This is a genomic window from Rhodococcus sp. KB6 (assembly GCF_001445685.1).
Classification (GTDB): domain Bacteria; phylum Actinomycetota; class Actinomycetes; order Mycobacteriales; family Mycobacteriaceae; genus Rhodococcus_F; species Rhodococcus_F qingshengii.
Genome location: NZ_LNAK01000022.1, coordinates 1 through 15,554 on the forward strand (window position 1 = coordinate 1; position 15,554 = coordinate 15,554).

9 protein-coding genes and 4 pseudogenes are annotated in these 15,554 nt (G+C 63.6%); 6 read left to right on the forward strand and 7 right to left on the reverse strand.

From position 1 onward, the window contains the following. Positions 1 to 114: 114 nt before the first annotated feature. From ASU23_RS04360 to ASU23_RS04375, 3 genes and pseudogenes are all read right to left on the reverse strand, one after another. Positions 115 to 606, reverse strand: coding sequence for a hypothetical protein (locus ASU23_RS04360; protein WP_058037393.1), 492 nt, complete (start codon positions 604 to 606; stop codon positions 115 to 117). Beyond that, positions 603 to 1,505: a site-specific integrase gene (locus ASU23_RS04365; protein ID WP_253741201.1), complete on the reverse strand. Its 903-nt coding sequence runs from the start codon at positions 1,503 to 1,505 to the stop codon at positions 603 to 605. The genes ASU23_RS04360 and ASU23_RS04365 overlap by 4 nt, the downstream gene beginning before the upstream one ends. Before the next feature lie 303 nt (positions 1,506 to 1,808). Next, positions 1,809 to 3,309 (reverse strand): annotated as a pseudogene (locus tag ASU23_RS04375) (NAD(P)-binding protein). A 216-nt stretch (positions 3,310 to 3,525) separates the two neighbouring features. On the opposite strand from ASU23_RS04375, the pseudogene ASU23_RS04380 reads away from it, so the two are divergent. Then, a pseudogene (locus ASU23_RS04380) lies at positions 3,526 to 4,057 on the forward strand (transposase). A gap of 186 nt (positions 4,058 to 4,243) precedes the next feature. Here ASU23_RS04380 and ASU23_RS04385 read toward each other — a convergent pair. The 3 genes from ASU23_RS04385 to ASU23_RS04395 are packed head-to-tail and all read right to left on the reverse strand — an operon-like array spanning position 4,244 to position 7,024. Continuing rightward, positions 4,244 to 5,128 carry a crotonase/enoyl-CoA hydratase family protein gene (locus ASU23_RS04385; protein WP_058037402.1) on the reverse strand — a complete coding sequence of 295 codons (885 nt, stop codon included), beginning with the start codon at positions 5,126 to 5,128 and terminating at the stop codon, positions 4,244 to 4,246. Between the two features lie 19 nt (positions 5,129 to 5,147). Further along, positions 5,148 to 6,122 (reverse strand): nitronate monooxygenase family protein, encoded by a 975-nt coding sequence (locus ASU23_RS04390; protein ID WP_256933089.1) that lies wholly within the window; start codon positions 6,120 to 6,122, stop codon positions 5,148 to 5,150. 2 nt (positions 6,123 to 6,124) lie between these two features. Further along, positions 6,125 to 7,024 (reverse strand): SMP-30/gluconolactonase/LRE family protein, encoded by a 900-nt coding sequence (locus ASU23_RS04395; RefSeq protein WP_058037397.1) that lies wholly within the window; start codon positions 7,022 to 7,024, stop codon positions 6,125 to 6,127. A gap of 232 nt (positions 7,025 to 7,256) precedes the next feature. Here ASU23_RS04395 and ASU23_RS04400 point away from each other — a divergent pair, with 232 nt between their 5' ends. From ASU23_RS04400 to ASU23_RS04415, 4 genes are all read left to right on the forward strand, one after another. Continuing rightward, positions 7,257 to 8,834 (forward strand): long-chain fatty acid--CoA ligase, encoded by a 1,578-nt coding sequence (locus tag ASU23_RS04400; RefSeq protein ID WP_058037398.1) that lies wholly within the window; start codon positions 7,257 to 7,259, stop codon positions 8,832 to 8,834. An 85-nt stretch (positions 8,835 to 8,919) separates the two neighbouring features. Continuing rightward, positions 8,920 to 10,704: a sigma-54-dependent Fis family transcriptional regulator gene (locus ASU23_RS04405; RefSeq protein WP_058037399.1), complete on the forward strand. Its 1,785-nt coding sequence runs from the start codon at positions 8,920 to 8,922 to the stop codon at positions 10,702 to 10,704. 149 nt (positions 10,705 to 10,853) lie between these two features. After that, complete coding sequence (locus ASU23_RS04410) at positions 10,854 to 11,999, forward strand: acyl-CoA dehydrogenase family protein (RefSeq protein WP_058037400.1); 1,146 nt, start codon at positions 10,854 to 10,856, stop codon at positions 11,997 to 11,999. A gap of 149 nt (positions 12,000 to 12,148) precedes the next feature. Beyond that, positions 12,149 to 13,795 (forward strand): NAD(P)/FAD-dependent oxidoreductase, encoded by a 1,647-nt coding sequence (locus tag ASU23_RS04415; RefSeq protein WP_058037401.1) that lies wholly within the window; start codon positions 12,149 to 12,151, stop codon positions 13,793 to 13,795. Between the two features lie 195 nt (positions 13,796 to 13,990). On the opposite strand, the pseudogene ASU23_RS33870 reads toward ASU23_RS04415, so the two are convergent. Continuing rightward, positions 13,991 to 14,530 (reverse strand): annotated as a pseudogene (locus ASU23_RS33870) (helix-turn-helix domain-containing protein); the annotation flags it as partial. Positions 14,531 to 14,959: 429 nt separating this feature from the next. Here ASU23_RS33870 and ASU23_RS04420 point away from each other — a divergent pair. Beyond that, positions 14,960 to 15,554 (forward strand): annotated as a pseudogene (locus ASU23_RS04420) (transposase); the annotation flags it as partial.

The following is a 15,554-nucleotide window of genomic DNA, read 5'->3' on the forward strand; positions in this document are numbered from 1 at the left end:
TCACAGGGTTGGTCCTTCTTGGTCGAGAACGGCTATTTCGCAATTCCCATTCTCGCGCCGAGGACCAGCCCGTCTACTTCAGTCCCGCGTCAGCAACGTCCGTACCCGCAACACCTAGAGCGCGTCGCGCATATCCTCGACGAACCCTCGATGGCGGTGATCCGCAAGCGGTACCTCGACATCGAACTCGGACCGCTCCCGATCTCGGTTGATCTCGACATCATCGGGAGCGTGCGCCGACTCGTCGGCGGCGAAGAGGTTCTCGACTGGTGGCTCGAGGACGCGGCAGAGAAGGCACGTCAGCGGCGCACCCGAAGCAGTCAGGAGAGCCTGCGGAACCCCGCAGGTGCGTTGCGGTTGTCCTGGATGCAGCCGACACCGGAACCGCTGTCTGAGGATGAGCTCGAAGAACGAATCGAACGTTGGGAACGTCGTGTTCGGCTGACCTGGCCGGAAGCGGAAGATCACCTCGCGAGTACCGCGTGGCCCGGTCTGCAGTTCCGCCTTCGTAACACTGGAGAAGTGTTCCTCAACGATGTTCAGGTGATCATCACGATCAGTGGCGTCCGCGGCCTGCAGTACTTGCATCGTGACCGATTCGATCAAGCCAAACTCTTGCCGCCCGTCATACGGTTCACGAACACGGTGCGGGCCTTATTGCGCTTGGTCGCCGCCGCAGCCAATCGCAGATCCCCCAGCCCTCGCTTGCTGCCCGAACCCGCTCCGAGCGGCGGTACCTCGCCGACCAGCAGACTCGCGGCCTCATCGAGCCGCATGCCGGTATAGACGAGAAGGTCCGCGAACATCGCGTTGCGCTCACCATGACGGCCTCGCCACGCTGGATCAGGCCGCCCGTCCGGCAACTCGCCGCGCAACCCCACATCCCGCCACAACAGGTAATCCTCGAAGGCGATAAACCGGATCGGCTCGGCCTGCCGGTCAGGCTCCTGCTCGACGTTCACCCGTACCCGCTTCAATCCCTGCGGCGTCATCACCGTCTTATCGACGTAGCGAAACGGCGCAGCCGGCAACAGCCCCTCATACACCGCCCAGGTCGCCCACTTATCCAACGCCGCGATCGATCGGCGCCACGTGGACACCGAGACCTGATGTTCCCCAGGCGAATGCAGCCGGACCGCCTTGTAGGCCCGCAGATCCGCGCCGTCGCACTCCCAAATCGTCTTGCCGCCCCGCGACGCGTGCAGGAACCGGCAGAACAGCATCACATCCCGCGCGTACGCCGCGACGCTGTTCGCCGCCGGGACTCCCCAGCTACCCAGCTCCCGGAAGAACCGGTTCAACTCCACGTCATAACCCCCGGACGGCCCCAGCACGAAAGGCAACCCGTCGCGCACGCCGGCCCGGTGCAACACCCCGCTCGAATCCGCACCCAGCGGCCCCTCCGCCGCCCTGCTCCCTTCGGTGAAGTGCAGCTCCACCATCCCATCGCCCGCGCCGAGCCCCCCGCCGCCGCCCTCGACCGCAGCACCCACCAGCTTTGCCACCAACACCCTCCCTGAGACAGCTCGCTTGACCACATAAGGATCACGAGCATGAGACAAGATCAACAGCAAACGTAAGCGGCGCCACGCACATCCTGCTGCCCACCGCCCTGCAGGTACGCCGGGCCGACATCACCGAGGTGATCGGGACTGCGTTGGCCCCACAATCAAACGCGGCGGCGTCCGCCGCGGCGGCGAGCACGTGGTCGAGGTCGCCGTCGACGGCGAGTTGAGTCAATTCGGCGAGGGCGTGTTGTTCGCGGGCCCGACCCGAAGTTACTGCTGTGAGAACGAAGCGAGCAGAGGCTAGCAGCCTGCTTTTGTCAGCGGACCACACCGTATATTGAAGCGTTCGCGCAAGGTGTCGAGGGTGTGGCGGTGGTGTTCGCGTTCGCGGCGGTGGGTGAGCATGAACCGTGCAGTGCTGACCATGCGGCGTGGCAGGGGATACCAACGATCCAGGTCGAGTCCGCAATCGAGGAATACCTTGGTCGGGACGCTGTCGGCGATGAGGCTGAGGTTGTGCTCGACGAGTGACAACATCGCGTATGGAAGAACCGTTTTCGATTTCTTCCGCAGTTCCTGGAGATCGAGCTCGTACAACGGGACGTTCCTGATCTTGTCCAGGAACAGCAGGTGCGGAAGGAAGTAGCCCGTAAGCGATGTCAGGTGCATTGTGGCGGACCGGGGTTGGATGGAGAGCACGGCACCCTTGTCCGAGGCATAGGGTTCGTAGGGGTGGTCGTTGTGCAGGACGTATCCCGTGCAGTTGACGATCCAGCTGCCCGGTCGGACGGCCTTGGTGGACCCGCTGCGGAGTACCAAATCGGTTACGCCGTCGCGGTCGACGACATCGACGAGGTGATCCATGATTATGTCGTTCAGGCCGGCAGCGATCGTCGTGTTCTCCGCTTCGGACAGGTTGCCGAACAGGTAGTTGCCGGTGGTGGGGGTCAACCACGTGCCGTAGCCGGCGCGGAACCAGTCCCCGACGTCGGTCTCGTTGGTCCCGTCGAAACGCCGGGTCGCTTCCTGCGCGAGACCGCTCACGGGCGTTCCGCCCCACCATCGCCGGGCTCCGGCGGGGAAAAGACGATCGCGGGAGTTGAAGTACGTGCCGGAACCCGCCACCAGATTAACTTCACGGCCGGGGTATTCGGTGACGAGCGTGTGCGCGGTGTCCATGGCGGTTTTACCGCCGCCGATGATCCACACGGGGGCGTCGCTGGCTCGCATGTCGTCGCCGCGCATGTCGCAGAGGTCGGGGGACACCGATCGGACACGCGTGCTCGAGATCTCCAGCGGGTCGTTTGCCACGATGCGTAGGCCGTAAGCCTTGATCAGTTGTTTCGCGTGCACGACCAGACGCCGGCTGTCGGAAGACTTGCAGGTGATCCGCACCATCGCGTCGGATTCGTCGTCGGATTCGAGCGCCCAGCCGAAGCGCTCCTCGACCCGCACCCGCTGTTTGATGATGTCGAGGCAGTGGTCGAAGTGACCGAGAACCTCATCCTTTGTCGCCAGGTAGGACCGATCCTGCCCGAGCGTCCACTTGATGTTCCCGGCGGTGAACAGTCCGTGGGGTTGGTGCAGTCGCACGTAGGGACACGTAGGGATAGGTGTCGACCCACATGCCCCCTACTCGTTGCCGACGGTCGACCAGGATGACCTTCTGATCGCGTTCCAGGTATCGGCGGGCGACGAAGAGGGCGTTGAGTCCGGTGATACCGGCTCCGACGATGCAGACGTCGCAGCTTTCGACCGCGCCGTCCTCCTCGGTGGCAGCCGATGGTTGGGATGCGGGCACTGGCCGGCCTTTCTTCGCGGCCCGGCGACGACGGTGCCGGGGCAACTTGTTGTCTGTCGGGTGCTGCAGGGTCGGATAGGGTAATCGGCTACTCGATTTCCACCCATTCTTGCTCATGGCGTAGACGGCGTCCGTGCTGCGAAAGACCGTGTCGATGTCGTCACCTTACTGAACGCGGCAAACTGGAAGCTGGGAGAATGTGGCGTGACCACCCCAATGCCGTCGTACAAAGGCCACCGCTACCCGGTCGAGATCATCAACCACTGCGTGTGGTTGTACTTGCGGTTCCCGCTCAGCTTTCGTGAGTCGAGGAGATGATGCTCGAACGCGGTGTCGTGGTCAGCTACGAGACGATCCGGCGGTGGTGCACCAAGTTCGGACAGGCGGCCAAGCGGTTCTTCCGCAAGTTGCTCAAGGGCCTTCGATACGTGCCGCGGGTGATCATCACCGACAAGCTCGCCAGCTACCAGGCGGCGCACCGCGAGATGCTGGCCTCGGTGGAGCATCGCCGGTCGAAGCATTTGAACAATCGATCCGAAACTCGCATCAACCTACAAGGCAGCGGGAACATGCGATGAAGCGCTTCACATCGCCCGGGCACGCGCAACGATTCCTGTCCGCTTTCTCGGGCATTTCACCGCATTTCCGACCCCGTAGGCACAGACTCTCGGCGACCGAATGGCGTGCCGAGATGACCGACCGCTTCGCGGTCTGGCAGGAAGTCACCGCGATCGACTCCGCCGCCTGAGAGTGAACGGCCCGGCGGTGTCCCCGTAACATCCTGCTCCAAACCAACTGCGCCGCTTTACTCTTCTATTAACGTGACAGTGCCTTCGCCGTGGCAACAGAGGACATCCGATGTTGCGATGCCCGCGTGCATCCATAACGTTACGACCGCATCATCCACACCGTCCGGCTGGCCAGTGTGGGGTGTTCATGGGACTGGGGTATCGACCCACTCCCGGTAGAACGGCGGCATCTCGGATGCCTTTCCGCGGAAGCTGGGTGGGCGCTTGTCGAGGAAGGCGCGCACGCCGTCGGCTCCGTCGGCGATGCTGGTGTAGAACATGGCCAGGGAATCGACGCGATGAGCTTCTACAGGGTGCGGCGCTGCGGAATTGCGCAGGAGCATCTGGCGCATGAGTGCGACCGATACCGGGGACCGGTCGCGTGTCCATGCGTCCGCCAGGGCCCGTGCTTCACCGAGCAATGTATCGGGCTCATGGATGGCCTGTGCCAGCCCGGCGTCGTGGGCGGAGTCGGCATCGAGGATCTCTGCCCGGTACACCAGATCCAGTGCTGCGGGCAGGCCGATGAGCCGGGGCAGGAACCAGGTCGAGCACGCTTCCGGCACGATCCCGAGCTTGCCGAACACCAGCCCGAACCGCGCCCTGTTCGACAACAGACGCGCGTCCATCGCCAACGTCATGGTCGCGCCGATCCCGACGGCCGCGCCGTTGATCGCGGCGATCACCGGTTTCCGGCAGGCGTGGATCGCAAGGGTGACACGGCCACCGGTATCGCGGATCCGGCGCAGCCCCGGATCGTCGAGATCGTGCATGTCGGCGAGGGACGGCGTCTTCGATTCGTCGAGGCCGAACACGTTTCCTTCGCTCGCCAGGTCCATGCCGGCGCAGAACGCGCGTCCCTCACCGGTGACGATCACGGCCCGAACCGCATCGTCGTCGTTCACCGACACGAAGGTGTGCTCGAGTTCGTCGGCCATCTCGACGGTGAACGCGTTGAGATTGTCGGGACGATCGAGGACGATGGTGAGGATACCGTCCTCGATCTCGTGGCGGATGGTCGTGTATTTCATGGCTGCTCCTGCCTGCATGTCAGGTGAGGTCGGCGGCGATCTTGCGGATGGCGGTTTCCGCATCGCTCACGATGTCCGAGATGATGGTCTTGCAGGGCAGGACGGCGTCGATGAGGCCCTGGGACTGGCCCGCCCACCACATTCCGGCGTCCATGTCGCCCTTCTGCAGTACCTCGGTGCGGCCGCGTGCCCCGGATGCGAGGTGTGCGACATCGGCGAATTCTGCGCCTGGCCGGGCCGAGAGGGCTGCGATCTCCTCGGAGATCGCGTTCCGGGCCACACGAGCGGTGTTGCGGAACTCCCGGAACACCAGGATGGTCTGGCGTTCGTCGTTGGCGACGATCTGGGCCTTGACGTTCGGATGCACCGGGGCTTCGTCGCTCGCGACGAATCGGGTGCCCATGTTGATCGCGGATGCCCCGAGGGCGAGTGCTGCTGCCAGCCCGTCTCCGGTGGCGAATCCACCGCTGGCGATGATCGGGATGTCGAGTACGCGGGCCGCGGCGGGGATGAGGATGAGGCCGGGGATGTCCTCGTTGCCGGGGTGGCCGGCGCACTCGAACCCGTCGATGCTCACCGCGTCGACGCCGATCGACTGCGCTTTCACGGCGTGTCGGACGGCTACGGCCTTGTGGATGACCTTGATCCCTGCGGCTTTGAACGCGGCGACATGCTCGCGGGGATTGCTGCCGGCGGTCTCCACGATGGTGATGCCGCTGTCGATGATTGCGGCACGGTATTCGTCGTACGGGACGGGAGTGACCGTCGGGAGAATGGTGAGGTTGACGCCGAACGGTTTGTCGGTCCTCTCCCGACATCGGGCGATCTCGGCTGCGAGCGCGTCGGGGGTGGGCTGAGTGAGCGCGGTGAGAAAGCCCAGCCCGCCGGCCTCGGCGACGGCGGAGATCAGCTCCGCGGTGCCCACGCCGGTCATGCCGCCGCACACCACCGGATGCTCGACACCGAAAATCTCGGTGAAACGTGTATTCAGCATCGTCACGGCCTCCCGGCATGAGGAACGTCGACCGTCGTCGAGAGAACCTTGGCCTCCCGTGCGGCGCTGCGCTTCGCCTCGTCGAAATCCGGTGCGACCGACAGGAACAGGGTGCGCCCGTCGTCTCCGCCGAGGGCGACCGCGAACACGCCCAGCGGTGCGGTACTCACCTCGTCGAGGACGGCCCCGCCCTCACCCAATCGGACGGCACGTTGGTTGACACAATCGGCGATCCACACCGCGCCTTCGGCGTCGAGGGCCTGACCGTCGGGGGCGATTGTGCATGCCGCGAGCCGCTTCTCCACGTTCGGTTCGTCGCCAAGGTCGCCAAAAGAAGCGAAATCCTTTCGTGCGCCGAGTGTTCCGTCGCTCGCGATCTCGAACTGGGTGACTCTGTTGCCGAACAGTTCGTTGACGTACAGGGTCTTTCCGTCAGGGGATATGCACATGCCATTGGGGAAGGACAGCCCGTCTGCGGCCACACGGGACGTGCCGTCGGTGTCGACGAGGACGATGACGCCGTTTTCGTGGTCGGCCCCGCCCATGAGATCGAACCCGAATTCGCCGACGTATGCCTGTCCGTTCGCGGCGACTACCATGTCGTTGGCGTATCCGCGGCAGTGCTCGGAGATGTCGGCGTGCTCGACGAGTGAGCCGTCGGGGTCTCTGCGGAGGACTTTTCGGTCTTTCATTGAAACGACAAGCATGCGACCGTCAGGAAGCCAACCGAGGCCAGAGGGCTGGTTCTCGACGGTGCAAACCCGTTCGACGGATCCGTCGGTGTTCACGACGTTGACCGAGTGCGTGTAGAAGTCCACGAACCACAGCCGGTCTTCGTGCCAGCGGGGTCCCTCGGTGTAGGTGAAGCCGGCCGCGATCTCGGTGAGCTGACGATCGGACATGTCGGTACCTCTCTTCCTGATTCTTCTACCCAATCGCTGCGGCGATTGGAGACTGAACGACCCTTGCGGGCGTTGTGAGTCAGTCTCGACATCCGCAGGCCGGTGCGGGTGTCCCACAACGCAACAGTGGGGAGTCGGATCTGGCCGCTGTCGCGAATTCGGACGGTCTGCGGGGCGATTCGAGTTGAACACTGGTCGTACGCGCACCCACCGGACTCGGAGGAACACCGCCATGCTCACCACGATGATGGACCGACCACTGCTGATCAGCTCGCTGCTGTGGCACGCCGAGAACGTCTTCGCCGACCGGGTCGGGGTCTCCTGTGACGTGGGCCGCGGCGACCGGGAGTTCACCTACCGCGATCTCGGCGCGGCCAGCCGCCGGTTCGCCGGCACCTTCGAGAACCTCGGAATCCGATTCGGGACGAGGGTTGCCACGCTGGCGTGGAACACCTTCGAACACCTCGTCGCCTACTATGCAGTCCCGGGGTGCGGGGCGGTCTTGCACACCGTCAACCACAGGATGTCGTCTGATCACATCGCCTATACGATGGCCACGGCCGACGACGAAGTGGTCCTGATCGACGCCGACCTGCTGCCCGTGCTCACCGAAGTCCTCCCACGTCTGCCGCGCATCCGGCACGTGGTCGTCTTCGGCAACCTCGTGGGCATTGATCGCTCAGTGTCTTCGCCGGTGACGTGGTGGTCGTTTGATCAGCTCCTGCACGATGCCACGCCAATCGACGAGTTCTCGGAATTCGACGAAACCACCGCGTCTACGATCTGCTTCACTTCCGGTACCACTGGGTTGCCCAAGGGCGTGGTGTACAGCCACCGCAGCACCGTGCTGCATGCCCTGGCGATCAGCGCCTCCGGTGGTGTCGCGATCGACGGATCACTCTCGTATCTGCTGGCTACGCAGATGTCGCACGTCAACAGCTGGGGCGTTCCGCACGCAGGTGTGTTGCAAGGGGCGCGTCTCGTCCTCCCCGGACCGCACCCGTCGCCCGCTGAGCTGTTGCGTATCACCACGGAGCAGACGCCCGACGTAGTTGTCGGCGCACCGGCGGTCGCGGCGCTCATGCGCGAGCGGTTCGACGCCGATCCCGCCCGCTACGACCTCGGGAGCGTGCGCACCTTGTGGCTGGGCGGTCAGGTACCGCCGTCGGGCCTGGTGAACTGGTGGGCCGAGCACGGGGTATCCACCGTCAACGGGTGGGGTATGACCGAGACCTCGCCGATGGGAACCTTTAGCCACGTACCTGCGAGTCAAGGACGTCCGCTGCCGCTGTTCCAGGTGCGCATTGTCGACGAGGAAGGCCAGAGCTTGCCGTGGAACGGGTTCACCACCGGTGAGCTCGAAGCCCGCTCGCCATGGGTGACTGGTACCTATCTCGACGACCGTGCCGCCGACGCCTTCGACCACGGTTGGCTGCGGACCGGCGACGTCGCGGTGATTCACCCCGACGGCCAGGTTCAGATCCACGACCGCGTCAAGGACCTCATCAAGAGCGGCGGTGAGTGGATCTCCTCGATCGAACTCGAGAACCAGTTGCTGCTGCACCCGGCCGTGCTCGAGGCCGCTGTCATCGCGGTGCCGCACGAGACGTGGCAGGAACGCCCCGTCGCGTGGGTCCGGCTGACCGAGGAGACGACCGACGACGAACTGCGAGCCCATCTGGCGGCGACCCTGCCGAAGTTCTGGCTTCCGGACACGTTCGTGCGGGTGGACGAGGTCCCCAAGACGTCGGTGGGCAAGCTCGACAAGACGCGGATGCGGCAGCTGTGGAGCCAGAACGCGGAGGTGTAGCGTTTCGAGACACCGACGGTCGGTGTGATCCCGGTTACATAATGGGTGTACTGGCTGCAAGATTTTTCCGAGGTGGTGATGTGTGGTGAGCGACTGGATCCGCGCGCGGGTGGATGATCGTGGCATCGAAGCGCGTGAGGATGCTCCGTTGGGGCTGCGACCGGAGATCGAACAGTCGTGGCGCCGGTGCCGCGCGATCGGAGCGACACCGGATGGCTCAGGGCTGCGGTTCGTCGACGACACCCGCACCGACTCGAAGCTCCTCCGCGCGGCCCGACCTGTCGTGGATCGGTTGGCCGAGCAGCTCGCGGAGGTGCCGGTGACCATTCTGCTCGCGGATCAGAACGCTGCCATCGTAGATCGCCGAGCGGGGGTGAGGTCACTGCTCGGGCGTCTCGATCGAGCCCAGGTTGCGCCAGGCTTTATATTTTCGGAACAGTACGCGGGTACCAACGGCATCGGTACGGCGCTCGAAGAGCGTAAGGCATTCCGGGTGCGCGACGATGAGCACATGCTCGAGTCCCTGCAGTTGCTGGCATGCGTCGGCTCACCGATCGTCGACCCGGTCTCGCGCACGGTGATGGGCATCCTCGATATCACGTGCAACATCGATCAGGTCAGCGACCTGATGGCGCCCCTGATCCTCTCCGCTGTCCGGGACATCGAGGAACGGCTCTTTGCGCAGTCCGCGAGAAGCGAGCAGGTTCTGCTGCGCGAATACATGCGAAGCAAGCGTCGCGGCAACGCCGCGGTGGTGGCGATGAGCCGCGATACGGTGATCGCGACTCCGACGGCGTCGCGGCTGATGGACTCGACCGATCAGATGATGATCTGGGACTGGATCAGCAGCCACTTGAGCGTCAGGCAGGAGTGGGAAGGTCCGCTGCGTTTCGCCGAGGGCATCGATGTGCGCGTTCATGCGCGGCGGGTGAGCGAATCGGGAGATTCGCTCAGTGCGATCCTCGAACTGCGTCCGATGGCTTCCTCCGCGCGTTCCCGACCTCGGACGGCCGTAGCTCCCGCGTCGCATCGGGGTCCTTCCGTCGAGCCCGTGGGGCGGATCGTCGGCCGTAGTCTGGCCACGTACCGGCTGCAAAGCCGCATCGACGAGATCGCGGGCACGGTGGGTCCGGTCCTGGTGACCGGCGAGTCCGGGGTCGGCAAGTCGCATGTCGCCCGGCACATCCAGCAGCGGTGGGGGCACGGTGGCGAGGTCCTCGTGATCGACGGTTCCACGTTGACTCCGACCGCTGTCGCGGACCTGCGCGCACGCCTGTCGAACAATGCCCCGTGGATCGTCGAGCACGTGGACGAGGTACCGGGCGACGCGGTCGCTCCCACGCGCCGGCTGCTGGACGCCGCCACCGAGATGGCTGCGCCGTTGGTCGCGACTGCGACCTCAACCACGCCTGCCGACAGTCAGCAGGTAACCACCCACGTGCGCCGAAGCGTGTCCGTGCCTCCGTTGCGTCAGCGGATCGAGGACCTCGACGATCTCGCCCGTGAACTCCTCGCCGCGCAACTCCCGGGGCGTCCCACCCCGCAACTGCAGCCGGCCGCACATCGGGCTCTGATCGCCCACCACTGGCCGGGCAATGTCCGAGAGCTCGATGCCGTGCTGTCGACGTCGGTGTCGCGGTCGATGGGGTTCGACATCCGCCTCGAGCATCTGCCCGGCGACTATCGGACACTCGGGTCGGGACGGCAGCTCAGCTCCCTCGAACGCAGCGAGCGGGAAACGATCGTGCGTGCACTCGATGAGGCCGACGGCAACAAATCTCTTGCTGCGGATCGGCTCGGGGTCGCCCGGTCGACGCTGTACCGCAAGATCCGCGCACTCGGCCTGGAGAGCGAACGATTCGGATCCTGATCTCCCGAAAGTTACTGTCGCATATCGGGACATCCCACCGGCAGTAGCCCCGGCGACGATGGGTGCAGGGCGGGAGACCTTCGGGTTACCCGGCTCCTGGCGCCTCCCTACAGGGTGGTGGTGTCGACGATCCGAAGGGATGGCCAACGATGAAACGTACCGTGTACGGTGATGACCACGAGGCCTACCGGGACTCCGTCCGTCAGTTCCTCGTGCGATATTTCGAACCGCTCGCCGAGGATGTTCTTGCCGACAAGGCTCTGCCCCGCGATTTCTGGCGCGATGCCGGCAAGCACGACCTGCTCGGACTCGAGGTACCCACCCAATATTCGGGTGCCGACGCGGGCGACTATCGCTTCAATGCAGTGCTCATCGAGGAACTCGCCAGAGTGAATGCGGCCCTGGCGTCGAGCGTGAGTATCCACTGTGACGTCGTAGCGCCCTATCTGGTGCAGCTGACCACCAACGAACAGAAAGCCCGATGGCTACCGGGCGTATGTTCGGGCGAGGTCCTCACCGCTATCGGGATGACCGAACCCGGCGGAGGTTCGGATCTCGCTTCCCTCAAGACCACCGCCATACGCGACGACAACAGCTGGCTGCTGTCAGGCACCAAAACATTCATCACCAACGGGTATTCAGCGGACCTGGTGGTGATCGCGGCGCGGACCTCCCCGGAAAAGAAGGCCAAGGGCATCACGCTCTTCGGTGTCGAGACCTCTCTGCCCGGCTTCGAGCGGGGACGCAAACTCGACAAAGTCGGACAGGATGAAGCCGACACAGCGGAACTGTTCCTCGACAACGTGCGGGTCACCGACGCAGACGTGATCGGTGAACTCGATCGCGGCTTTGCCCATATGATGTCGTTCCTACCCCAGGAACGACTGGGCTGTGCCGTCGCGAATCTCGCCCACGCCGCGCAGATCCTCGTCGAGACCGTCGACTATTGCCGTGAGAGAAAGGCATTCGGCCAGACGATCGGCTCCTTCCAACACAACAAATTTCTGATCGCCGACCTGGTGACGCAGATCGATGTCACGCAGGCGTATGTCGATCGGTGCGTCGAGGCGCACTCCGCCGGCGAACTCACCGCCATCGATGCGGCGAAAGCGAAGTGGTGGACCGCCGACACTCAGAACCGAGTGATCGATCACTGTGTGCAGTTGCACGGTGGCTACGGCTACATGAACGAGTACCGGGTGGCGCGGGCGTGGCGGGATGCGCGGGTCTCGAGGATCTGGGCCGGCTCGAACGAAATCATGAAGGAACTGATCGGCCGCAATCTCGGATTCTGAATCCGGATAACCCTCTGGCAGTGCATATATGGAGAAACTCTGAGGCTTGGCCGTGATCCGATTTCGGACACTTCACATCACACGATCACTCCTAACGTCATTGGTGTCCGGGCGGGAATACCCGCCCGGGAAATCTCGAGGAGAACGACATGACGGCATCACAGGCCGACACGGCCACCCGCACCGGCTCTCATTCTGACAACAACGTGCTCGACGTTCTGATCATCGGCGGAGGCTTCTCCGGCCTATATGCACTGGACCGGCTTCGCGACCTCGGCTTCACCGCGAAAGTCTGGGACGCCGCCGGCGGGCTCGGCGGAATCTGGTGGTGGAACTGCTATCCCGGCGCCCGCACCGACAGCACCGGCCAGATCTATCAGTTCTCACACAAAGACCTGTGGAAGAACTACAACTTCGCCGAACTGTATCCAGGTCACGACGGAGTTCGGAACTACTTCGAATACGTCGACTCCCAACTCGATCTCACTCGCGACATCGTGTTCGATACCTTCGCCGAAGCATGCACGTGGGACGAGGACACGAAGCAGTGGACCGCGAAGTCCGCGGACGGCAAGGTTCAACAGGCTCGTCAGGTGATCGTCGCCACCGGATTCGGTGCCAAGCCGCTGTATCCGAACATCGAAGGGCTCGACTCGTTCGCCGGCGACTGCCACCACACTGCCCGGTGGCCGCAAGGGGGCGTCGACATGACCGGCCGCAAGGTTGTCGTCATGGGCACCGGCTCCAGTGGCGTGCAGGTCGTCCAGGAAGCCGGTCACGTCGCCGAACATGTCACGGTGTTCCAGCGCACTCCAAACCTGGCGATCCCGATGCAGCAGCGTCAACTCAGCGCTGAGGACAACGAACAGTTCCGGAAAGGACTGCCCGCGCGGTTCGAGGCCCGGTACAAGGCCTTCGCCGGATTCGACTTCGATTTCCTATCACAAAACGCCTCCGACCTGACCAAGGAGGAACGCGACGCCATCTACGAAAAGATGTGGGCGCAGGGCGGTTTCGAAATGTGGCTCGGAACTTTCCAGGACATTCTCGTCGACGAGGACGCTAACCGTACCTTCTACGACTTCTGGCGTAACAAGGTACTCGAGCGCGTCACCGATCCGATGAAGGCCGCGATCGTCGCGCCCGAGACACCCCCGCACCCCTATGGTGTCAAGCGCCCCTCCCTCGAACAGGACTACTACGACGTCATCAACCAAAGCAACGTCGACATCATCGACTCCAACATCACCCCGATCCGCAGGATCCTCCCCCACGGCATCGAAACCGACGACGGCGTCATCGAATGCGATCTGCTGGTGCTGGCCACCGGATTCGACAACAACAGCGGCGGCATCATGGCCATCGACATTGCCGGCGTCGGCGGACTGACCATCCAGGACAAGTGGAAGTCCGGAGTCGACACCTGCATGGGATTGTCCACCCGCGGATTCCCGAACATGATGTTCCTCTACGGTCCGCAGAGTCCGTCGGGCTTCTGCAACGGCCCCACATCCGCCGAGTATCAAGGAGAGATCGTCGTTGAGTTTCTGCAGCACCTGCGCGACAACCGCTTCACACGGTTCGAGAACACCGAGGCGTCGGAGAAGCAGTGGCGCGCGCACGTCGATGACCTGTTCATCAACTCGATGTTCACTAAGGCACGCTCCTGGTACTGGGGCGCCAATGTGCCCGGCAAGCCGGCGCAAATGCTCAACTATTCGGGTGGTGTTCCTCAATACTTCGCGCGATGGGACGAAATCAAGGCCGACGGCTACGACGCCTACGAGACAGATTGAATGGAAAACGAGGAAGCCTAGGTGTTGTGGTTCTGGACGTTGATGACACGGGACTGAAGTAGACGGGCTGGTCCTCAGCGTAAGAACGGGAGTTGCGACACAACCGATCTCGACCAAGAAGGACCAGCCCTGTGACACTCCGTATGATCCGCCGACTGAGGCTGTATGACGATGTCTCGTTGTGCGATGACCTGGAACTCGACCGACCTGCGAGATCGAGGTCCACATGCCCGAGAGAATGTCCCCGCCCTGCCTCGACGGAATCATCGATGCGGTCATGAACCGTGAAAACGCCAACGTCATCACCAACACAGGCAAGATTCGATCCTGCCCCGCTGCAACCGGGATCCTCGCCTCCGGGAACCAGAGATCGCATTGGGTGAGTTGGCCCGGCTCGTAAGTGATTCGGTCGGCGGGATCGATGCCCTGGTACTCCGGCCGAATCTGTCGCACCCGATCCTTGAGTGTGGTCAGCGAATGTTCCCAGCCGATCCGTTCGGCGATCACCGTCGCCGGCATCCGCGGATACTCGGACAGCAGTTGCCGGATCTGTGGCTCGACTCCATCGGCGAGTGAGCCACGCGGACCACGTTCCCGGCTCGGCGGGCCCTGCGCGCGTAACGCGGTCCGCACGGTGTTCCGGGCGATGCCCATCCGTCGTGCGATTTCCTTGATCGGTATTCCTTCGCTGCGATGCAGACGACGGATTTCTGCCCAATCCTCCACTGATATCACCCTCCTAGCATCGGAGAGGGGTCAATCCCAATCCGTCGCTACGGGGTCATTCTTAAGGTTCTGGCCCACTTTCCGTGACGGCTCCACCTTGTCGCTGCGTGTCGTTCGGGCCGGACGTGGATCGTGCGGGAGATGATCGTTCCGGTGTTCTGAGAACTGTTGTGACCTGCGCGTACTTCTTCCGCATCTGTCAGGGGTCGACATCGATTCGGTCGATGCGACCGCAGGTGGAGTCCGTATTCGTGCGTCGCCGTTGTCGACGTCGGCGAGCTGTCCGACCTGTGGTGTTGGGTAAGTCCCCTGGGGTGGTGGACATTCGGTGAGACAGCGTAGCCGCAGGTGGGGCGTGTCGTTCCGGTTCTGTGGGTGGGCCATCGCGTAGTGATGAACGAGTTACCTGACCAGTGACTCGACCAAAGGATCCACGCGATGACCCACGATCATTCTGCCCTGATCGCTCAGCTCGATGTCCTCAAGGGCGCCGATCCAGCGAGCGTGTTCGCCGAACTGATCCGCACCGGATTGCAAGCCTTGATCGATGCCGAAGCCACCGAGGTCCTCGGCGCCGGCCGCTACGAACGCACTGCCGAGCGCACGAACTATCGCAACGGAAACCGGCCGAAGACCGTCGCAACCACCAGCGGCGACATCGAGGTTCAGATCCCGAAGCTGCGCTCCGGGTCGTTCTTTCCCAGTCTGCTCGAACGACGTCGGCGCATCGATCAGGCCCTGTACGCGGTGATCATTTCAGGCCTACGTCCACGGCGTATCCACCCGCAACGTCGACGACCTCGTGGCCGCGCTGGGTGTGGACTCGGGTATCTCGAAATCCCAGGTCTCGAGGATCTGCGCAGGTCTCGACACCGAGATCGCGAGGTTCCGCGAGCGGACGTTGACGCATACGAGCTTTCCGTACATCTTTCTCGACGCGACGTATTGCAAGGTCCGGATCGGTGCCCACGTGGTCTCTCACGCCCTCGTCGTCGCGACTGGGGTGTCGATCGACGGCACCAGAGAAGTGTTG

Bases quoted from the DNA above. Each gene is read 5' to 3' on its own strand.
- ASU23_RS04390 (WP_256933089.1), bottom strand. From the start codon at position 6,122: ATGCTGAATACACGTTTCACCGAGATTTTCGGTGTCGAGCATCCGGTG.
- ASU23_RS04415 (WP_058037401.1), top strand. From the start codon at position 12,149: ATGACGGCATCACAGGCCGACACGGCCACCCGCACCGGCTCTCATTCT.
- ASU23_RS04400 (WP_058037398.1), top strand. From the start codon at position 7,257: ATGCTCACCACGATGATGGACCGACCACTGCTGATCAGCTCGCTGCTG.
- ASU23_RS04395 (WP_058037397.1), bottom strand. From the start codon at position 7,024: ATGTCCGATCGTCAGCTCACCGAGATCGCGGCCGGCTTCACCTACACC.
- ASU23_RS04410 (WP_058037400.1), top strand. From the start codon at position 10,854: ATGAAACGTACCGTGTACGGTGATGACCACGAGGCCTACCGGGACTCC.
- ASU23_RS04385 (WP_058037402.1), bottom strand. From the start codon at position 5,128: ATGAAATACACGACCATCCGCCACGAGATCGAGGACGGTATCCTCACC.